This window comes from Nonomuraea pusilla (genome assembly GCF_900109355.1).
GTDB lineage: Bacteria > Actinomycetota > Actinomycetes > Streptosporangiales > Streptosporangiaceae > Nonomuraea > Nonomuraea pusilla.
In genome coordinates this window covers 52850-72547 of sequence record NZ_FOBF01000033.1, presented here as the reverse complement: position 1 = coordinate 72547, position 19698 = coordinate 52850, and the positions used below count along the sequence as shown (strand labels likewise).

Below are 19698 nucleotides of genomic sequence, written 5' to 3'. Positions count from 1 at the left end.
GCGAGCATTACCTCCTGTCGTACAAGAGCGGGTCGGGAGACGCGGACCTCAGTAAATTCCATCAGGACGGCTCGTACAGCGGGATATGGCAGCAGAACTGGACGACCGGGTGGACGACACTCGTCCCCTTCAAGGCGTACGGCGAGTATTATCTGCTGTCATATAAGAACGGGTCGGGCGAAGCGAGTCTCGACAAGTTCGGCAAGGACGGCTCGTACAGCAATGTGTGGCAGCAGAACTGGGCGACGGGCTGGACGACGCTCGCTCCGTTCGAGCTGTTCGGTAAGTGTTATCTGCTGTCTTACCAGGCGGAGACGGGAACTGCGGAGCTGGGCAGGTTTGATTTCGCCGCTGAGGCGGCGTCCGGTCGGCCGGTGCCGTCTATGACGGCGAAGGGGATTTACGAAACGCTGAAATAGAGGCGAGGATGTCGCGGTGACACGGCAAGCTGGTCACCATGGGGAAGCATTCACGGCCTGTACGTTTCGGGTTCTGTTGATCGCGCTGTGAGATCGAGCAGGGATGTGCCACGGTACGACCGGCTCCGGAACGTCAGGCGGTGAATGCTCACTCTCTTTGGTGGAGTGACCGAGTGCCAAACTGAGTGACAACCGCGGCAGACGATCGCGGACGTTGACGGACGCTTGGGGATGGCTGGGCCTGGTCGGCGCCGTCATGAGCGCCGCGAGAGCGGGTGCTCGGCTTGCCTGAAAAGCGGAAGGTCGGCAGTTCGACCCTGCCCCTGACCACCAGATCTGAATGGCCAAGATGTCCCGAAGCGAAGACCGCTCCGGGGCGTTTTCGTTTGTCTGGCGACAACGCTGGCGACAGTATGCGCTCGTCCAACTGTGAGGCGGCTTGGCCTGCCACTTGCGAGGCGCTCCCGGTGGGCAAGCGCATAACCGCCACGGTCATCGGCCGGCAACCGTTCGGCGTCTTCGTGAGGATCCGCGACGTCCCTGATGCTGTGGGCCTGGCCGAGGTGGTCGGCATGCCTCCGGATTTGGAACTGCCGCAGCTTGGTGCCCAGGTGGAAGGTCGCGTCGTCGACCATGTCGAACACAACCACCAGGTGCGGATAGCACTCGACGGGTGGACTCCTCCGTGGGACGACGGCAGCGCCTCACGCTTGTGGGCCTGAGGCGCTGCACTGGGACCTCCACGTCGGTGCGTCTCCGAGCTTGCCCAGCTGGCAGCCAGTAGCCGTACACATCGTCGTAGAACTCTGCGCGCATCTCGGAGCACGTCTGGGGGAGCCATCCGCGTCCGGTTCCGGGGTTCCAGGGAGATCGGCGCACCAATGAGAGAGCGGCGCTCTTGACTGTGAGCGGATCTCCGGTCATGCTTGTTCTCAAGCGAGAGCGCCGCTCTCGGAACTGTCTGCTGAGGAGCTGGCGATGTCCCGCTACGTCGAACCCACCCGCATGGATCACCTGTTCAACCGCGTCGTCGCGGGGTTGACCCGGTTCGGGATCAGCCTCTGGGGGTCCCGGATCCTGTACGTCCGTGGCCGGTCCAGCGGCGAATGGCGCACCACCCCGGTGAACGTGCTCACCCTGGACGGCTCCCGCTACCTGGTCGCGCCCCGAGGCATCACCCAGTGGGTCCGCAACCTGCGTGCCGCCGGGAACGGCGAGCTGCACGTGGGCCGCCGCATCGAGACGTTCAGCGCCACCGAGCTGCCCGACGCCGAGAAGCCGGCCATTCTTCGGGCGTACCTGAAGCGCTGGGGCTGGGAGGTTGGAAGGTTCTTCGAGGGAGTCGACGCGAGCGCGTCCGAGGAGCAGGTGAAGGCGGTCGCTGCGGGCTTTCCCGTCTTCCGGATCAACTAGAGAGACGTGATGCATGAGGTTGGTGGGGGTGCGTGATCGGCTCAAGGAGCTGTTGACGGCGACATCGGGTGGCGTGGCGTTGACGATCGGCGACGGTGCCTGGAGACGCATGGTCGCCGTCAGGGTGGGCGCTCTTGAGCCGGTCCGGTGGAGAAGGAGGCGCGCTGCCGGAGTTCGACGTCGCCAGGCGGATGGTCGAGGGCCGGGGCGACGTGTGACCTGAGGGGCGGCCAGTGGGCGCGGCTGGAACCCTCGCTGCCGGTGGGCGATACTCGGCGATTCGGGTAACTGCCACCAGGCCGTCACACGGGGAGAGGCCAACGCATGAGTACGCCACCATCGCCGCCTGGAACGGAGCGGCCCGACGGATCGGCCGTTCGGATCGGTGCTCTCGTTCCGCTGACTCGGCCTGGCTGGGTCGAGGCGGGCCGGCACTTGCTCGCCGGGCTCGAACTGGCCGTCCGCGAAGTCAACGACGCCGGCGGGATCGGCGGCAGACCACTCGAACTGGTGGTCCGGGACACCGCGGCTGATCCACAGAGGGCTGTGGCGGCCGTGGACGAATTGGCTCGCCTGGGTGTGGCTGCGGTGGCGGGGGAGTATCACAGCGTCGTCGCTCGTGCCGCTGCCGGCAGGGCCGACGCCTTGGGCCTGCCGTTCCTCTGCTCGTCAGCGGTTCTCGACGCGCTCACGGAACAGCCGACGAAGTGGGTGGCGCGTCTCGCCCCGGCGCAGTCCCGCGGCTGGCAGATCTACGCGGACTTCCTCCTCGGTGCGGGCCACAGTCGAATCGCCGTGGCAGCTCAGTCAAGTGTCTACTGGGCGTCCGGGGTTCGGGTTCTGCGGGACTACCTCACTCCGCGTGGTGGCACGGTCATCGCACTCGACATGGGTGTGCTCACCCCCGCGACCGTGTGCGACGAACTCGTCGGCGATCGCGCGACGGCCCTCCTTCTTCTGGTCGGCCACCCGGAACCGGCGGTGTCGATCGTCGAGTCCGTCCGCCGCGACCCGCGCCTCGCCGAGATCATGATCGGCGCCCCGGCCGGGCAGCCGGAGTTCGCCGAATGGGCGAGGTCGCTGGGTGGGGACGGTGCCGCGATCCCGTTCTTGCGCTACCTGCCTGAGCGCCTCAGTCCACTCGGCGCCCGAGTCGAGGCGGCCCTCCGCGAGCGGCTGGCCGAAGCGCCGTCCTTCGTCGCTTTTGAGGGGTACGACACGGTCGCCGTCCTCGCCGAGGTGCTGCGTTCTCACGGTACGGACCGGACGCGCATCGCCGCGTCCTGGGCGCGCGTCGCCGTCGAAGGCGCCCGCGGGCAGATCCGGTTCTCCCGCACGGCCGGCATCAGTGTCTGGCAATGGGCTTGGGCGCCCGTCCAGGTCGTCGATCGAGATCCGGCAGAACCGGATCGCTTTCGGATCCTCCACACCGGTTGAGAGCGCGGAGATCCGGCTGCCCAGGTCTGTCCGAACGCGATCGGGCCTACCTGTGCAGGGTGAGGAAGCCTGATCGGGGTGCCTCGGACCACGAACTGCTCGCGCTGCTCTGCCCCGGAGGTGATTGGCGGAAGCATCCAGATCTGGTGCTGCCGTCTGCTCAGACAGGCCTGCGACGGGCGGAGGGGAACGTCGAGTGCGAGCGGTTGAAGCGCGAGGCGCGCAAGAACGCCCCTGTGCCGCGATCCACGCCCGTCCCCGGCGGCCGTCTCAGTCTCATGCCGACGGAGAGTGACTTGTTGGTTACTCGTTCGGATATGGTTGCTGGCGGTCGCCTTCCGACAGCATGGGGGGCTCCCCAGGAGAGCGGAGGCGGATGTGGCCAGTGAGTTCCGGCGGAGGAAGGTCATGGGGGTCTTCCGGGCCATGGATGTGGACGGTGACGGCCTGCTGACCGAGGCCGACTTCCAGGCGCTCGCCCGCCGGTGGACGGCCGTCGCCGGATCCGCCGATCCGGAACGGCTCGCCTCGATCATGTCCGGCTGGTGGCCGGTGCTCCGGGCCGCCTCCAGCCAGGAAGGCCAGGAAGGCCAGGAAGGCCAGGACGACGACGGCGGTGTCACCATCGACGAGGTGCTCCGTGTCGTGGAGCAGCTCGGCGACCGGGCGGACGCCGTCTCCGCCACCGCCGACGCGATGTTCGACGCCATCGACCTCGACGGCGACGGCCTCATCTCCCGGTCGGAGTACGCCGTGCTCGTCGAGACGTGGAGCGGGACGCCCGCGGCGACCGATCAGGTCTTCCCCCGGCTGGACCTGGACGGCGACGGCCACCTCGCCCGCGAGGAGTTCCGCACCCACTGGACGGACTTCTGGGCGGGCGACGACCCGTACGCTCCCGGAACCTTCGTCTTCGGCGAGTTGCTGGAATGGCCCGGATTCACCGACCCGGCATCGGACCCGCGCATCACCAGCGCCTTGTCGCAGCACAGCAGGTTGGGACGGTAGCCGCCGCACGCGGCTCTTCCTGCTGGCCGTGTTCGACCCTGGCTACGCGGCATCCCGCTCTGACCTCCCTCCGGCAGGGGGTGAGCGGTTCGTTCAAGACCGGGTGGTCGCCTCGGTGCGAGCCTGCTGGGCATGAGCGAACAGGGTTTCACGCCCGCGCTGGGGCGTCTCGGGCCCACCCGTTTCTACGACCTGGTCGTCATGCTGACCCGGGAGCGGCTGTGGCGGGCGCTGGCCGTCATGCACGTCGCGCCGCGCCCGCAGGACGTGATCGTGGATGTGGGATGCGGCACCGGGTCCACGGCGCTGTTGCTGAACCGTACCGAGCCGAGGGCGCGGGTGGTGGCGGTGGATCCGGATCCGGGTGTGCTGGCGATCGCCCGGCGCAAGGCGGCGGCCGTCGGCGCGACCGTGCGGTGGGAGGCCGGCATGGGCGACGCGCTGCCGGGGATCGTGGGGGTCGGCGCGGCGGACGCGGTGGTGTCCACGTTGGTGCTGCACCAGTGCCCGATGCGGACGAAGCGGGCCGTACTCGCGGCTGCGCACGCGGTGCTGCGGCCGGGCGGCAGGCTGGTCATCGCCGACTACGGGCTGCAGCGCACCCGGTTGACGCGGTTGGGGTTCCGGATGGTGCAGTTCGCTGACGGGGTGGAGGACACCCGCCCGAACGCCGAGGGCGTGGTGCCGGAGCTGATGGCGGAGGCCGGTTTCCGCGACGTGCGGGAGGCCGAGGTGGTGCCGACGCCCACGGGTTCGATCTCGGTCTACGTCGCCTTCCGGGAGTGACGAAGCCCCGGCACCGGTCCGATCTCGGTCGAGGTCAGGTTCCGGGGGCGGCTCGGGCAGCGTCGGCGCCGGTTCGGGCCCGTAGGACCGGTAGCACCGCCGCTGGGGTCAGTCCGGTCATCTCGCGCATCCAGCGGGTCAGGTGCGCCTGGTCGGCGAAGCCGCCCGCGGCCGCCGCCTCCGCGAGTGGTCGCCCCTCCCGCAGCGCCTCCACCGCCCGGCGCAGCTGGCTCCAGACCCGCCAGCGGGCCAACGGCATTCCGAGTTGGCTGCGTGCCAGTCCGCGCAGCCGTTGCGGGGACATCTCGACCCTCCTGGCCAGGTCCGGCATGGTGACCGGCCCTCCGGCCAGCTCGTCCATCGCCGCGAGCAGCCGGGGGTCGAGCTCCCCGGACGGCCGCGCGCCGGCCGGGCGGACGTCGTCCTCGCTGAGGTCTCGCAGTTCGGGGACGGCGCTGATGCCTGGTCCGCAGCGTTCGCGCAGCCGGTCGGCGTACGAGCACCGCGGCTCGACGAAGAAGACGCGCAGCTCGGTCGTGACCGGCATCCGGTGCCGCACCATGGGCGGCACGACGAGCGCGACGGCGCGGTGGCGGGTCCCGGAGGCGTCCACCAGGGCGGCTTCGCCTTGGACGGCGGCGACGATCTGGAAGGCGGCGTGGCGGTGGAAGCCGGTGTCCCACGACGGCCCCTGGTAGAGGGCGTAGCCGTGACCGACGTCGAAGCGCGCGGCGGTCACGAGGGACGCCGTCTCCTCGTGCTCGCCTGCAGGGCCGTCTCCCACGCGCCCAGCGTACGTCCGCCGTCCTTCGCGAGCAGGGCTGCTACCCGGCCGACCCGCAGAACGTCCTGACGGCGATGCCCATGACCTCCGCCGTGGTCGGGTTGCGGGTCGAGGGGTTGATCGACAGGGTCATGGACGTGCCGGAGTCGGAGCGGAACACGAACGTGAGGTAGCCGATGAGCTCCCCGCTGTGCCCCCACACCGTGCCGCACGGCAGCGGGTACGCCTGCAGCCCGAGCCCGTAGCGGAACCCGGCTCCCGTCTCGACGGTGGTGCGCATCGCCCGCAGGGACGCCTCGCTGGTCAGCCTGCCGCCGAGCAGCGCCGACATGAACCGCTCCAGGTCGGCCGCGGTGGAGATCATCTCTCCGGCGGCCCAGTCGAGCGAGGGGTTCATGCGGGTGGCGTCCACCAGGTCGGGGAGCGGCTCGTACCCCTTGGCGTGCGGTGACGGCAGTCCGGCGCGGTCGCCGGGCACCATGGTGTGGCGCAGCCCGAGGGGGCGCAGGATCCGGCGGGTGACCTCCTCGCCGTACGGGTGGCCGGTCAGCTTCTCCACCAGCAGCCCGAGCACCACGTAGTTGGTGTTGGAGTAGTGCCACTTCCCGTCGTCGGGGAGCTTCTTGGCGAAGGCCACCTTGAGCAGCTCGCGCGGCTGGTAGGAGCGGAACCGGGCGTCGCCGCGCCAGCGGTTGGTCGAGTACCCGGGCTCGCTCATGTAGTCGTACAGGTGGCTGGTGTGGTTGAGGAGCCCGCGGACGGTGATCCGCTCGCCGTCGGGCACCAGGCCGGGCAGGTGCTGGTCGACGGGGTCGTCGAGCCGCACCTTGCCCTCGTCCACGAGCTGGAGCACCACGGTGGCGACGAACGTCTTGGTGACGCTGCCGATCCGGAAGTGGCCGTTGGGGGAGGGGCGTCCGCCGCGCTCGATGTCGCGGACGCCCGCGGTGGCCGACCAGGTGCGCCCGCCGTCGGAGACGCGTGCCAGGGCGGCGGTGGCCCCCTTGCCCGCCACGATCTTCTCCAGGTCGGAGCGTACGTCCACAGCCTGGCCGCCGGCGGCGACAGCGGCCGCCACCAGCACGTTCATCATCGTCTGCATCATGGGCTCAACGCTATGGAGATCGATTCCGGCGCGGAATGCGGTGCGCCGCTCACTCCGCCTGGGGAAAACCTCAGGAGCCGAGGTAGCGCAGCACCGCCAGGACGCGGCGGCTGTAGCCGGTGGTGTGCGACAGCGCGAGCTTGTCGAACAGGGCGTTGACGTGCTTCTCCACCGCGCTCTGGGAGACGTGCAGCGACTGGGCGATCGAGGCGTTGGTCAGGCCCTGGGCCATGAGCTCCAGCACCTGGCGTTCGCGGGCGGTGAGCTGGGCCAGCGGGTCGGCGTGGCTGGTGCGGGCGAGCAACTGGCGCACCACCTCGGGGTCGAACGCGGTCCCGCCGGCGCCGACCCGGTCGAGCGCGTCCAGGAAGTCGCCGACCTGGGCGACCCGGTCCTTGAGCAGGTAGCCGACGCCGTCGATGCTGCCGCTCATCAGCTCGGTGGCGTACTTCTTCTCGACGTACTGCGACAGCACCAGCACCTTCACCTCGGGCCAGCGCCGCCGGAGCTCCAGCGCGGCCCGCAGGCCCTCGTCGGTGTGGGTGGGCGGCATCCGCACGTCGACCACCACGGCGTCGGGCCTCTCGCGGGTCACCGCCTCCAGGAGCGCGTCGCCGTCGCCCACCGCGGCGAGGACGTCGTGGCCCTCCTCCTTCAGCAGGCGTACCAGGCCCTCGCGCAGCAGGGCGGAGTCCTCGGCCAGCATCACGCGCACGGCAGCTCCGCCTCGATCAGGGTCGGCCCGCCGGGCGGGCTGGTCAGGGTGAACCGGCCGTCCAGCGCGGCCACCCGCCGCGCCAGCCCGGTCAGCCCGCCGCCGGTGGCATCGGCTCCGCCCATGCCGTCGTCCTCCACTCGCACGACGACCATGGTGCCCTCCCGGCGGACGTCGATGGTGACCAGGGTGGCGCCGGAGTGCTTGGCGGCGTTCGTCACGGCCTCGCTGGCCACGAAGTAGGCGGCGGTCTCCACGGTCGCGGGGAGACGTTCCGGCAGCTCGCAGGCCACCGTGACCTCGACCGCGGCCCGCTCGGCCACCCCGGCCAGCGCCTCCTGCAGCCCGTGCGCGTCCAGCCCGGACGGGTAGACCCGCCAGGCCACCTCGCGCAGCTCCACCAGCGCCTGCTGGGCCTGCTCGTGCAGCTGTCCCAGCAGTTCTGGACGGCCCCTGCGGGCGCGTCCCGCGAGCATGGACAGCGCGACCAGCCGCTGCTGCACCCCGTCGTGCAGGTCGCGCTCGATGCGCCGCCGCTCGGCGTCGACGGCCGCGACCACCCCGGCGCGGCTCTCGGTCAGCTCGGTGATGCGCCGCCGCAGCGCCTCGGCCGGGTCGGGCGCGAGCAGGCGCAGGGCCAGCCGCCGTTCCAGCGCCTCGACCCCCACCAGGCCGGACAGGTTCAGGAAGAGCAGGACGGAGCCCGCGAGGAACGCGTAGGTCAGCAGCGGCGGGGTGGGCGGCATGCCGTCGATCGCCTCCCCGCGGCCCCACGACCACGCCAGCACGGACCCCATGCCGATGCCGCACGCCAGCAGCAGCACGACCAGGCCGCCCAGGAGGCCCACGGGCGCCCGGGCGGCCAGGAAGCGCAGCTCGCCCCCCTCGCGCCGGTCGGGGAGGCGCAGGCGGAGCCGCCGCAGCTCCAGCCCGGTCAGCCGGGACGCCGCCCGGCGCACGGCGGGACGGTCGGCGAACGGCGCCGCCGCCACGACGAAGAGCAGGCCCACCAGGGCGGTGACCGCACCCGCGATCAACGCCCCGACGAGCCGCAGCCCCCTAACCGTCCAGCGCATGCCGCCCCTTGCGCCGCTCGGCCAGCCGCACGCCCACGAAGACCAGCACGGCGAGCGCCACCGCGGCGATGACGGCGTTGGTGCCCACGCCCACGTAGGTCTCCACCAGTGCCCAGTTCTCGCCGAGGGTCCAGCCCGCCAGGACGAAGACGGTGTTCCAGAGCAGGCTGCCGGCCGTGGTCAGGAGCGTGAAGACGCCCAGCGGCATGCGTTCCACCCCGGCGGGGACGGAGATCAGGCTGCGGAAGATCGGGATCATCCGGCCGAAGAACACCGTCTTGCGCCCGTGCCTGAGGAACCACGCCTCGGTCCTCGCGACGTCGGAGACCTTCAGCAGCGGGATCCGGGCGGCCAGGGCCAGCGTGCGTTCGCGGCCGAGCAGCGCGCCCACCCAGTACAGCGCGAGCGCCCCGATCACGGAACCGGCGGTGGTCCACGAGAGCACGGCGGGCAGGCTCATCTCCCCACGGGAGGCGGTGAAACCGGCCAGCGGCAGGATCACCTCGCTGGGGAGGGGCGGGAAGAGGTTCTCCAGCGCGATCGCGATCCCGGCTCCCGGCGCGCCGAGCAGCTCCATCAGGTGAATCAGCCATTCCGTCATGCGTCCGAGACTAGGAACGCCCAGGGTACGGCCGCCATGAGGCAGGTGGCCGTTCCCAGGGTGGGGGAAACCACACCTCGGCGCGGTTCAGGCGCTCACGAGGAGGGTGGTCAGGAGGTCGTCGAGGGTGATGAGGCCGTGGACGGCGGCGTCGTCCCCGCGGACGAGGGCGAGCTGGCTGTGCGCGGCGCGCAGGCGGGTCACCGCGTCGGCGACCGAGACGCCGGGCGGCAGCACGGGCACCGGGTAGGCGAGCCGGCCCGCGGGGGTGGAGGCGCCGCGCCGGCGCGCGAGGTAGGCGTCGCGGACGTGCACCACGCCGGTCGGCTCCTGCCCCGTCCAGACGATCAGGCGTGAGCGGCCGGCCTGGAGGCAGGCGTCGATGACGTCCTGGGGGGACGCCCCGGCGGGGACGCCCGCGATGCGTTCGCGCGGGGTGACCAGCGGCGCGATGCCGGTGGTCGGGGCCCGCAGGGCCTGGCTGAGGACGGCGTGGTCGTCGCTCTCGATCAGCCCGAGCCTGCGGGACTCCTCCACCAGGTGCTGGAGCTGCTCGGGGGTGCGGGGAGCCGCGCCGGCCCCGCCGGGCCGTACGCGGAACAGGCGCAGCAGCCCGTTGGTCATGCCGTTCAGCGCGCTGATCACCGGGCGGACCAGCAGGGTGAAGCCGCGGAACGGCAGGGCCAGGACGGTGGCCGAGCGTTCGGGGTGGGCGATGGCCCACGACTTGGGCGCCATCTCGCCGAGCACCATGTGCAGGAACGTCACGACGGCCAGGGCGATGACGAAGGCGACGCCGTGGGCGGCGGCGTCGGGCAGGCCGACGGCGGAGAACAGCGGGGCCAGCGTGCCCGCGATCAGCGGTTCCGAGACCACGCCCAGGCCGAGGGAGCACAGCGTGATGCCGAGCTGGGCGCCCGCGAGCATGAGCGACAGCTCCTTGACCCCCGCGAGCGCCGCGGCGGCGGACCTGCTGCCGCGGGCGGCGGCCTTCTCCAGCCGGTGCCGCTTGGCGGCGACCAGCGCGAACTCGGCTGCCACGAAGAAGCCGTTGCCGGCCAGGAGGACGACGGTCAGCAGCAGGCCGACGGACAGGTTCACGGCTGCTCCTCGCCCTCGTGCCGGTAGGGGGTGACGCGGACGCGTTCGGGGACGTGCCTGTTCAGCGTCCGCACCTCGATGCGGGCGTGGGTGGGGGCGCCGGGGTCGAGGGTGGCGGGCAGGTCCACGGTGATGACGTCTCCGGGGGTGGCGAAGCGCCCGAGGCGGTGGAGGATGAGACCCGCGAGGGTGTCGTACTCGTCCTCGTCGGGGAGTTCCAGGTCCGTCTCCAGGGCGATCTCGTCGATGCGGAGCCCCGCGTCCAGCTCCCAGGCGTCGCCCTGCCGTACGAGTGTGGGGGCGGCGGCGTCGTTCTCGTCGGCGATCTCCCCGACGAGCTCCTCGGCGATGTCCTCCCAGGTGACGAGCCCGGCCAGGCCGCCGTGCTCGTCCACGACGCAGGCGACCTCCTCGCCCCGCCGGTGCAGCTGGGCGGCCAGGTCGGGCAGCGAGACCGAGAACGGCACGACGAGCACGTCACGCGCGACGTCGCGGACCAGGGTCGTGGACGCCTGCTCGGGCGGGACGGCGGCGACGTCGCGCAGGCTGACCAGCCCGGCGACCTCGTCGAGGGTGCCGCCGAGCACCGGGTAGTGCGTGTGGCCGTGCGCCGCGACGAGGTCGTCCAGGTCGGAGACGGTGGCGGCGGCGTTGACGGCGATCACCTCGACCCTGGGGACCATGACCTCCTCGGCGGTGTGGTCGGAGAAGGCCAGGGCGCGTTCGAGCACGTCGGCCTGGCTGCCGGGCAGGTGCCCGTGGGCCTCGGACTCGCCGATGATGTGGCCGAGCTCCTCCAGCGTGGCGCCGTGGTGCAGCTCCTCGACCGGTTCGATGCCGACGGCGCGCAGCAGCCGGTTCGCGGCGGTGTCGAAGAGCCTGACGACCGGCCCGGCGACGGCGAGGTAGACCAGGGTGGAGCCGGCCAGCGCGCGGGCCAGCGTCTCGGGCCTGGCCAGGGCGAGGTTCTTGGGGGCGAGCTCGCCCAGCACCATCTGGACGACGGTGGCCAGCGCGAATCCGACGCCCAGGGCGGCGCCGTCCACCACGCCCTCCGGCAGGCCGGCGGCGGTGAGGGCGGGGGCGATGAGCTCGGCGAGCGCGGGCCTGGCGATGAAGCCGACCACGAGGGCGGTGACGGTGATGCCGAGCTGCGCGCCCGACAGCATGAACGACAGCCGCTCCATCACCTGGACGGCCTTGGCGGCCTTCCTGTCGCCGGCGGCGGCCTGCTGGGACAGGGCGAGCCGGTCGGCGCCGACGTAGGCGAACTCCTGGGCGACGAAGTAGCCGGTGGCCAGGGTGAGGACGACGATGGCCAGCAGGCCGAGTGCGACGCTCATCCCGTACGGCCCCGGCGCGCGTGCGTGCGGTCACTGTCTGGGTCCGTTGACACGGACACCATCACCGATCCTCTCTGTCCGTCACCGGCTCGACGACACGCTGGACGCGGGCTCCCCGTCGCCGCCGTTCCTGTCTGGACGGTATCGGAACCGTTCAAGCAGGCAGCAAGCGGGACACACCACTACGGTCAACGAAGCCGGGGACGCGGAAGTGCCGGATGTGACGCGCGTCTCATGCCTGCTCTCCCGCGGGCCGGCGCTTCCGCGCCTCCCTACGATGATCAAGAACGTGGTGGGTCATCCCGAGGAGCGGTCGGACTTGTCAGGGCAAGAGCGCGTTCGTGACGTCCTTGAGCACCGTGTCGTCCAGCGGGCGATCATCGCTGTGATCGTGGTCAACGCGGTCACCATCGGCATGGAGACCAGCTCGTTCCTCATGGACCGGGCCGGCGGGCTGCTGCACGCGGTCGACCGCGTCGCCCTGGCCGTCTTCACGGTCGAGATCGCCGCCCGCCTGTACGCCTACGGCAGGGACTTCTTCAAGGACCCGTGGAACTGGTTCGACGCGGTGATCGTCGTCGTCGCGCTCATCCCGGCGTCCGGGCCGACCTCCGTGCTGCGGGCGCTGCGCATCCTGCGGGCGCTCCGGCTCGTCTCGGCCGTGCCGAGCATGCGGCGCGTGGTCGGCGCGCTGCTCAACGCCGTGCCGGGCATGGCGTCGATCATCGGGCTGCTCGTCCTGATGATCTACATCGCGGCGGTGATCGCGACCAAGCTGTTCGGCGACATCGTGCCCGAGCGGTTCGACGAGCTGCCGCGCTCGCTGTTCACGCTGTTCCAGATCATGACGGGCGACGACTGGGGGAACGTCGCCCAGGAGGTGATGCGGCAGAAGCCGTGGGCGTGGGTCTTCTTCATCGTCTACATCCTGATGTCCACGTTCGTGGCGCTGAACCTGTTCATCGCGGTCGTGGTCAACGCCATGAACGACGCCGAGCCCTCGCCCGCCGAGTCCCGCACGCAGGACGACATCGAGGCGATGCGGCAGGAACTGGCCGCCGTCAACGCCAAGCTCGACCAGTTGCTCATGCGCGAGCAGCCGAACGTGCAGAGCTGACTCCATCTTCCTGTCGCAAACCCCACCATTCCCCCATGAACCGCCGAATCCCGGGCTCACCTGCGAGGACAGCTTTTCCTCCCTTACGGAACCGGCGCCCCGTGCTGATCGTTAAGGCGGGCGGCTGATCCATGCCACCACTCTTCGACAGGGAGAACAGATCGTGGTCTTCAAACGGATGCTGGGCGCGTTCGGCGTGGGCGCCCCCTCGGTCGACACCGTCCTGACCACTCCTCGCACGCAGCCGGGCGGAACCCTCACCGGCGAGGTACGGCTCAACGGCGGCGACTTCGACGCCGAGATCGAACACGTCACCCTCGGCCTCGTCGCCCGGGTCGAGATCGAGTTCGGCGACGGCGAGGGCGCCGGAGTCGGCGAGTTCTCCCGCGCGCAGGTCTCCGGCCCCTTCGTCCTCCGCAAGGGCGAGAACCGCAGCATCCCGTTCAGCATCCCGGTGCCGTGGGAGACGCCCATCAGCGAGATCGGCGGCCAGCACCTGTCCGGCATGGCACTTGGCGTGCGTACCGAGCTGGCCATCGCCAAGGCCGTCGACAAGGGCGACCTTGACATGGTCTCGGTCGAGCCGCTGCCCTCGCAGCTGCGCATCCTCCAGGCGTTCCTCCAGCTCGGCTTCCACTTCAAGTCCGCCGACCTGGAGGCCGGGCGCATCCACGGCTCCAGCCAGCAGCTGCCCTTCTACCAGGAGATCGAGTTCTACCCGCCGTCCCACCACTCCGGGGTCGTCGGGGAGGTCGAGGTCACCTTCATCACCAACCCGGGCGGCATGGAGGTCGTCCTGGAGGCCGACAAGCGCGCCGGCCGCTACTCCGGCGACGCCATCGGCCGCTTCACGGTCAGCCACGACGACGCGATGCGCACCGACTGGCCGAGCGAGATCGACCGCTGGCTCTCCGGGCTCTCCCGGTACGGCGGCCACCACGGCGGCTACGGCGGGTACGGTCACGGCGACCACCACGGCGGCTTCGGCCACCCCGAGCACCACGGCCACCACGACCCGCACCACGGCCACCACGGCGGCCCCGGCTGGGGCACGGTGGCGGCGGCCGGCGCCGCCGGCCTGGTCGGCGGGCTCGTCGCCGGTGAGGTCGTCGAAGAGATCTTCGAGGGCGACGACGAGGACGGCGGAGACAGCGACTGGTAGCCCGCGCCTCACGCGAAGACGGCCCGCCCGGTCCTCCAGGGCGGGCCGTCCCGCCGCGGGCCGCGCCCGGAACTCCGGCGTTCAGGCGCGGAGCCGCTCCAGCACGGCCTCGGCGACCAGCTCGGGCCGCTCGGCCACCATGCCGTGGCTGGCCGGGAGTTCGAGCACGCGCAGGTGCGGCCGGCCGGCGGTCAGGGGCAGCAGGTCGCGGCGGATGCCCGCGCGCAGGGCCGGCATGAGCTCTCCGACGCGGCCCGGCAGACCGGGCAGGTTCTCGGTGGCCAGGACGAACAGGGCGGGGCAGCGGATGCCCGCCACCGCGGGGACGCTGTCACGGAAGTGCGGGTCGTACCGGATCTGCCCGGCCAGCGCGGCGTGGGGCCGTACGTGGACGCCGTCCTCCGTGGTGCGCAGTGCGCGCTGCGGGTACAGCGCGGCGTGCGCCTCGGGCAGCGGCCGGGCCATCGCCTCGGCCTGGGCGTCGAAGACGGCTTTCAGCTCCGCCAGCAGCGCGGTCAGCTCCGCCGGCTCGACGCCGGCGTAGTGGCGCGGCTCGGTCTCGGCCGAGCGCAGGCCGTCGAGGTTGACGATGCCGGGGCCGTCCGGGTGGCGCAGCGCCCACCGGATCGCGATCATCCCGCCGAGGGAGTGGCCGACCACCAGAGGGTCGTCCAGGCCGAAGTGGTCGATGACCGCCTGCACGTCGTCGAGGACCGCCTCCCACTCCCACGGCCCGTCGCCGGAGAGCCCGTGGCCGCGCAGGTCCATGGCGACGACCCGGTGCGCGCCGGTCAGCAGCGGCGCGACCGCGTCCCAGTGCAGCAGGGTGCCGCCCAGCCCGTGGAGCAGCAGCACGGGAGCGCCGTGGCCGCCGTGGTCGCGGGCGGCCAGGGGGACGGGCCCGCCTTCGATGATCACGTCTCGTGCCGTCACGTGCTGCTCTCCTGAGGTCGGTTGAGCCGGTCGCGGATGGAGGACGTGGTCACGCCGCCGTCGGGGTGCTTGCCGAGCTTGCCGCGTTTGACCAGGTCGTGGACGCCTTGCCGGGTGATGCCGAGCATCGCCCCCGCCGTGGCGTACGAGACGGCCGCCGCCGCGGGGTGCCCGGCCGTCCGCGCCACGGCCCGGCCCAGCGCGGTGCGCCACCACGACTCGGGCGGAGCGAAGGGGCCGTCGCCGGGGAACAGCACCCCGATGAGCCGGGCCGCGGTCAGGGTGGCCCGCTCCCGGTCGCCGCCGAGCAGCTGGGCGGCCCAGACCTCGGCCTCCACCCGCAGCCGTGCCCTGACCGGGCCGAGGAGCTCGTCGGAGGTCAGCAGGATCTCCAGCGGGTCGAGGATGCGCGTCTCCAACAGCCGCACCAGCTCGGCCACCAGCTCGACATGGTCTTCCGTACTCGCCACTTGACAGACGATAGCAAGTACTTGCTCTCAAGTGTCAAGTGCATCGGCGGGGGCGGCGCGGCTGGTAGAAAGGCGGCATGGCTGACGATCAAACCCGCCTGCGGCGGGAGCGCCCCCGGAAGGTCCCCCTCGTCACGGCCCTGGCGGGCGCGGTGGCGGTCGGAGGGGCCTTCGGTGCCGCGACCGGTCTGGTGAACGCCCTCTCCTTCCAGCTGAGGGACTTCGAGAGCCGGGCCGACACCACCGGCGGGGTGTCGCCCGTGGAGATCGCCAGTGTGCTGATCGACTCCGGCTGGGCGTGGGCGGGGCTGGCGGTCGCCGTGGGGTGGCTGTTCACCCGCAGCGGGGAGCGCCTTTCTCCGGCACTGGCACGGGCCGCCGCCGTCGGCGCGCTGGCCCTGCTCGCGGCCACGGCGGCCTACAGCGTCGTCGACACCGTCAGGAACGGCACGCCCCTGTCCTCCTGGTACCGGTCGGAAGCAATCGTGTGGTGGGTCACCAGCGTCGTCTTCGGGGCGCCCCTGGGCGCCGTGGGCGGCTGCGCCCGGCGGCCGGGAGTGATCGGGCTGCTCGCGCGGGCGACCGTGCCGGTCGGCGCGGCCGTCCAGATGCTCCTGCAGCCACCGGGCAGGAACGAACGAATCGAACTCATCGGGCAGGCGATCGTGTTGACGGCGGCCGCCGTCGCCCTCGGCCTGATCCTGGTCCGCTTCCTCGGGGAGAGACGGCGACGCGCAGCCGTCTGCTTTGAGTGAACCCGTCTGGGACTTCCCTGTCCGTAGTGCTTGAGTGGCCAGATGGAGATTCTGGTACTGGGTGGTACGGCGTGGTTGGGCAGGGAGCTGTCGCGGCAGGCCATCGAGCGCGGCCACCGCGTGACGTGCCTCGCGCGCGGCGAGAGCGGAGCCGTCGCGCACGGGGCGACGCTGGTCGCCGCCGACCGGGGTGAGCCGGGCGCATACGAGCGGCTGCCCGATCAGGAGTGGGACGCCGTCGTCGAGGTGTCCTGGCAGCCGGGGCTCGTCCGCGGGGCGCTCGACGCGCTGGGCGGCAAGGCCGGGCACTGGACGTACGTCTCCTCGGTCAGCGCCTACGCCTCGCACGCCACGCCAGGCGCCGACGAGTCGGCCGCGCTCCTCCCGCCGTTCGAGGGCGACGAGGCCGACGCGGCGTCGTACGGCGAGGCGAAGGTCGCCTGCGAGCTGGCGTCGGGGAAGGCCGTGGGCGACCGCCTCCTCATCGCCCGCGCGGGCCTCATCGGCGGGCCGGGCGACCACAGCGGGCGCACCGGCTACTGGGTGACCCGCGCCGCCCGCGACCAGGAGGGGCCGATGCTGGTGCCCGACGAGCCGGCCATGGCGACGCAGGCGGTGGACGCGCGCGACCTCGCGGCCTGGCTGCTCGACGCCGCCGAGGCGGGCACGGTCGGCACGTACGACGCCGTCGGCCCGATCGTGCCCTTCGGGGAGTGGATCGAGCTGTCCAGGACGCTCGGCGGGCACACCGGCCCGGTGGTGACCGCCGAGTCGGCGTGGCTGGTCGCCAACGGCGTGGCCGAGTGGATGGGGCCGGAGTCGCTGCCGATGTGGGTGGGCCAGGAGGGCTGGGAGGGGTTCGCGACCAGGAAGGGGGCCGCCGCGCTGGCGGCGGGGCTGCGTCACAGGCCGAGGGACGAGATGCTGGCCGACACGCTGCGCTGGGAACGCGAGCAGGGCCTCGACCGGCCGCGCAGGGCGGGCCTCAGCGCCCAGCGCGAGCGCGAACTGCTCGACGCGCTCGGCTGACGGACACAGGAAGGCGCTCGGCTGACGGCCATACAGGAAGGTAGGAATGTCACTTCTGGCGCAATCGGGTGCGGGTGGCGGCTCGGTCTCCCTAGAGTCGTCCTCGTGATCGACAGGACCGTACGTGAGATCCGTCAGGCCACCAGAGCGGGTATGACCGGCTGATGGGCTTCTTCGGCACCTACCTGTACGACGGGCAGCGGTGGACCGCCCACGAGGACGACCCGCCGCCTCCCGCGACCGAGCCGTGGCTGATGGTCAACATCTACGACAGCGACATCGCGACGGTCGTCTACCAGCCGCAGGGGCGGGGGAGCGGCGTCGCGTACCTGGGGTTCACCCCTCGGACGTACTTCGAGGACGACGAGGCGTCGCCGCCCACGGACGTCGTACGCGAGGCGATGGGCCTCGCCGACTGGTGGATGTGGCGCGGCAGGGGCGAGGGCGAGGTCGAGCACGCCGTGAAGGCGAGCGAGCTGCTCGGCTACCTCGCCCACGACCAGGACCCGGAGGAGATCGAGCTGGACGACGAGGAGAACGTCGTCGATCTCGACGACGCCGACGTCTTCGTCGAGGTCAAGGCCGCCCGCTTCCTTGAGGCGCTCGACCTGCCGATCCCCGAGTTCTTCTCCGACTGACGCGCGATCACGACGATGGAGAGGGGCGGCGGCGTGAACGTGGGAGCGGCGCGGGCGGCGGCTGGCCGGTGGGTGGCGGGCCACCGGGTCGCGGGGTTCGTGGGCGCGTACGTGAGCGGTTCCGCCGCGTGGCTGCCGCCGGAGGCGGAGCTGCCGTACGCCTCCGACGTGGACGTCGTGATCGTGGTCGACGGAGACGTCCCGCCCAAGCTGGGCAAGTTCCGGCACGAGGGGGTGCTGCTGGACGTCGGGTACGTCCCGCTGGAGCCCGCGGAGCGGGTGCTGGCCTCGCCGGCCCTGGCGCCCGGGGCCAGCAGGGGCGTCGTCCTGGCCGACTCGGGCGGGCGGCTCGCCGCGCTGCACGCCGCCGTGGCCGCGGAGTTCGACCGGCCGTCCTGGGTGCGGGCCCGGTGCGCCGCCCTGGAGGAGCGGATCTCCGCCCTGTCGCGTCTCGACGTACGCCTGCCGCTCGCCGACCGGGTGCTCGCCTGGGTGTTCCCCGCCAGCCTGCCCACCCTGGTGGTGCTGACCGCGGCCCGCGCCAACCCGACCGTGCGCCGCCGGTACGCCGCCGCCCGTGACGTCCTCGCCGCCCGCGGGCTGGCCGGGTTCCACGAGGACCTGCTCGGCCTGCTCGGCTGCGCCCACCTCACGCAGGAACGGGTCGCCTGGCACCTCGACCGGCTGGCCGCCGTCTACGACGGCGTCCCGCGCGACCACGCGGGACCGTACCGGAGCGACCTGGCCCCGGAGGCCAGGAACGTCTCCATCGACGGCACCCGCGAACTGGTCGAGCGGGGCCTGCACCGGGAGGCGGTGTGGTGGATCGCGGTGACCTTCGCCCGGTGCCTGACGTCGGGCCCGTACGGCGCGGACGCCCTGCGGGACCTGCTCGACGACCTGGGCGCCGGGACGCCGGAGGCGATGCGCGGCAGGGCTGCGGCGGCGGTGGCGGCCCTGCCCGAGCTGCGCCGCGTGCGGGACACGCTGATCGGATGAGCCGCCCCGCCGGGGTCAGCCGCGCGAGGACAGTGACCAGCCGTTGTTCACCGGCGAGAACGCCACGTCGTGCAGCGGCCACCCGCCCGCCTGGAACGTCTTCATCTGCTGGAAGCACTCGTCGTCGATGCCGCGCGCGTGGAACGCGTCCTGGGCGACCACCGTCCAGCCGCCCGTGTACGGGAACGCGACCCGGGTGACGCGCCGGCCGCGCGACAGCTCGCGCATCTTCTGGTAGCACGCGTCGTCGACGCCCCGGGCGAAGAAGCCGTCGGTGCCGACGACGACCCAGCGGTCGCCTCCCGCCGGGGGGAACGCCACATGGACGACCGGCTGGTCCGCGGCGTAGTACCCGCCGATGCGCTTGTAGCACTCGTCCGGGATGTTGCGGGCGAAGAAGCTCCGGTCAGCCGTGATCACCCAGCGGTTGCCGCCCTCGGGGGCGAAGGCGACGCAGTGGATGCGCATGCCGGAGCGGATCATCTGGCCGAGCTTGGCGAAGCACTCGTCGGGGATGCCGCGCGCGAAGTACCGGCCGTTCTGGGCGACGACCACCCAGCCGTTGGACGGCGTGAACGAGAACGACGTGATGCCGGACGGCGCCAGCTCACCGATCTTCTTGTGCGCCTCGTCCGGGATGCGGCGGTTGAAGAAGCGGTAGCCGGCCGCCTGCGCGGGCGCGGCGAGGCCCCCCAGGGTGGCCAGGCCGGCGGCGCCGGTCAGGGCGAGGAAATGCCTGCGTTCCACGCGTCACCTCTCGGTCAGGTCCACGGTCAGGAGAGACCCGCCTCATTATGCGACGCGCGT

The 19698-nt window shown here is 71.9% G+C and carries 22 protein-coding genes and 1 tRNA gene; 13 read left to right on the top strand and 10 right to left on the bottom strand.

The annotated features are described in order from the left end of the window. From BMX74_RS44645 to BMX74_RS40465, 7 genes are all read left to right on the top strand, one after another. Positions 1–419: hypothetical protein (locus BMX74_RS44645; RefSeq protein WP_177227699.1), on the top strand; the 419-nt coding region annotated here is incomplete at its 5' end. A gap of 265 nt (positions 420–684) precedes the next feature. After that, a tRNA-Phe gene (locus tag BMX74_RS44640) sits at positions 685–752 on the top strand. A gap of 134 nt (positions 753–886) precedes the next feature. After that, the gene (locus tag BMX74_RS40485) at positions 887–1141 is read left to right on the top strand and encodes a hypothetical protein (protein WP_218154225.1); all 255 of its coding nucleotides are present in this window, start codon (positions 887–889) and stop codon (positions 1139–1141) included. Between the two features lie 256 nt (positions 1142–1397). Then, the gene (locus BMX74_RS40480; protein ID WP_055509385.1) at positions 1398–1832 is read left to right on the top strand and encodes a nitroreductase family deazaflavin-dependent oxidoreductase; all 435 of its coding nucleotides are present in this window, start codon (positions 1398–1400) and stop codon (positions 1830–1832) included. Positions 1833–2156: 324 nt separating this feature from the next. Further along, the gene (locus tag BMX74_RS40475) at positions 2157–3269 is read left to right on the top strand and encodes an ABC transporter substrate-binding protein (RefSeq protein WP_091105713.1); all 1113 of its coding nucleotides are present in this window, start codon (positions 2157–2159) and stop codon (positions 3267–3269) included. Between the two features lie 408 nt (positions 3270–3677). Next, a complete protein-coding gene (locus BMX74_RS40470) occupies positions 3678–4277 on the top strand; it encodes an EF-hand domain-containing protein (protein WP_091105721.1) in 600 nt (199 codons plus the stop codon). Between the two features lie 132 nt (positions 4278–4409). Beyond that, positions 4410–5063: a class I SAM-dependent methyltransferase gene (locus BMX74_RS40465; protein WP_091105711.1), complete on the top strand. Its 654-nt coding sequence runs from the start codon at positions 4410–4412 to the stop codon at positions 5061–5063. Positions 5064–5097: 34 nt separating this feature from the next. On the opposite strand, the gene BMX74_RS40460 is transcribed toward BMX74_RS40465, so the two are convergent. The 7 genes from BMX74_RS40460 to BMX74_RS40430 all read right to left on the bottom strand — a co-directional run bounded on the left by BMX74_RS40460 (position 5098) and on the right by BMX74_RS40430 (position 11788). Beyond that, positions 5098–5847, bottom strand: a complete 750-nt coding sequence (locus BMX74_RS40460; RefSeq protein ID WP_236715141.1) for a helix-turn-helix domain-containing protein — start codon at positions 5845–5847, stop codon at positions 5098–5100. A gap of 40 nt (positions 5848–5887) precedes the next feature. After that, positions 5888–6952, bottom strand: a complete 1065-nt coding sequence (locus tag BMX74_RS40455; protein WP_177227697.1) for a serine hydrolase domain-containing protein — start codon at positions 6950–6952, stop codon at positions 5888–5890. Between the two features lie 70 nt (positions 6953–7022). Beyond that, positions 7023–7667 (bottom strand): response regulator, encoded by a 645-nt coding sequence (locus BMX74_RS40450; protein WP_055509393.1) that lies wholly within the window; start codon positions 7665–7667, stop codon positions 7023–7025. Next, positions 7658–8743 (bottom strand): sensor histidine kinase, encoded by a 1086-nt coding sequence (locus BMX74_RS40445; protein WP_091105710.1) that lies wholly within the window; start codon positions 8741–8743, stop codon positions 7658–7660. The genes BMX74_RS40450 and BMX74_RS40445 overlap by 10 nt, the downstream gene beginning before the upstream one ends. Beyond that, entirely contained in the window at positions 8727–9344 is a 618-nt protein-coding gene (locus BMX74_RS40440) for a DedA family protein (protein WP_091105708.1), read from the bottom strand. The genes BMX74_RS40445 and BMX74_RS40440 overlap by 17 nt, the downstream gene beginning before the upstream one ends. Before the next feature lie 87 nt (positions 9345–9431). Next, positions 9432–10445: a hemolysin family protein gene (locus tag BMX74_RS40435; RefSeq protein WP_091105707.1), complete on the bottom strand. Its 1014-nt coding sequence runs from the start codon at positions 10443–10445 to the stop codon at positions 9432–9434. Then, positions 10442–11788: a hemolysin family protein gene (locus tag BMX74_RS40430; RefSeq protein ID WP_055509399.1), complete on the bottom strand. Its 1347-nt coding sequence runs from the start codon at positions 11786–11788 to the stop codon at positions 10442–10444. The genes BMX74_RS40435 and BMX74_RS40430 overlap by 4 nt, the downstream gene beginning before the upstream one ends. 319 nt (positions 11789–12107) lie before the next feature. Here BMX74_RS40430 and BMX74_RS40425 point away from each other — a divergent pair, with 319 nt between their 5' ends. Together BMX74_RS40425 and BMX74_RS40420 are read left to right on the top strand one after the other, a co-directional pair. After that, complete coding sequence (locus tag BMX74_RS40425; protein WP_055509401.1) at positions 12108–12905, top strand: ion transporter; 798 nt, start codon at positions 12108–12110, stop codon at positions 12903–12905. A 163-nt stretch (positions 12906–13068) separates the two neighbouring features. Continuing rightward, positions 13069–14067: a sporulation protein gene (locus tag BMX74_RS40420; RefSeq protein ID WP_176573581.1), complete on the top strand. Its 999-nt coding sequence runs from the start codon at positions 13069–13071 to the stop codon at positions 14065–14067. 81 nt (positions 14068–14148) lie between these two features. Here the strand turns inward: BMX74_RS40420 and BMX74_RS40415 are convergent, their stop codons facing one another. Then, positions 14149–15000: an alpha/beta fold hydrolase gene (locus tag BMX74_RS40415; protein ID WP_055509403.1), complete on the bottom strand. Its 852-nt coding sequence runs from the start codon at positions 14998–15000 to the stop codon at positions 14149–14151. Then, positions 14997–15470 (bottom strand): hypothetical protein, encoded by a 474-nt coding sequence (locus BMX74_RS40410; protein ID WP_055509405.1) that lies wholly within the window; start codon positions 15468–15470, stop codon positions 14997–14999. Before BMX74_RS40410 ends, BMX74_RS40415 begins: the two co-directional genes overlap by 4 nt. A gap of 77 nt (positions 15471–15547) precedes the next feature. Between BMX74_RS40410 and BMX74_RS40405 the strand changes: the two genes are divergently transcribed. From BMX74_RS40405 to BMX74_RS40390, 4 genes are all read left to right on the top strand, one after another. Then, positions 15548–16225, top strand: coding sequence for a hypothetical protein (locus BMX74_RS40405; RefSeq protein ID WP_055509407.1), 678 nt, complete (start codon positions 15548–15550; stop codon positions 16223–16225). Positions 16226–16267: 42 nt separating this feature from the next. Next, on the top strand, positions 16268–17254 hold the full coding sequence (locus BMX74_RS40400; protein WP_091105705.1) for an NAD-dependent epimerase/dehydratase family protein: 987 nt from the start codon (positions 16268–16270) through the stop codon (positions 17252–17254). Positions 17255–17418: 164 nt separating this feature from the next. After that, entirely contained in the window at positions 17419–17892 is a 474-nt protein-coding gene (locus BMX74_RS40395; RefSeq protein WP_055509411.1) for a hypothetical protein, read from the top strand. A gap of 33 nt (positions 17893–17925) precedes the next feature. Beyond that, positions 17926–18891 (top strand): hypothetical protein, encoded by a 966-nt coding sequence (locus tag BMX74_RS40390; RefSeq protein WP_143078935.1) that lies wholly within the window; start codon positions 17926–17928, stop codon positions 18889–18891. Positions 18892–18906: 15 nt separating this feature from the next. Here the strand turns inward: BMX74_RS40390 and BMX74_RS40385 are convergent, their stop codons facing one another. Then, positions 18907–19638: a WD40 repeat domain-containing protein gene (locus BMX74_RS40385; RefSeq protein ID WP_055509415.1), complete on the bottom strand. Its 732-nt coding sequence runs from the start codon at positions 19636–19638 to the stop codon at positions 18907–18909. Positions 19639–19698 lie beyond the last annotated feature (60 nt).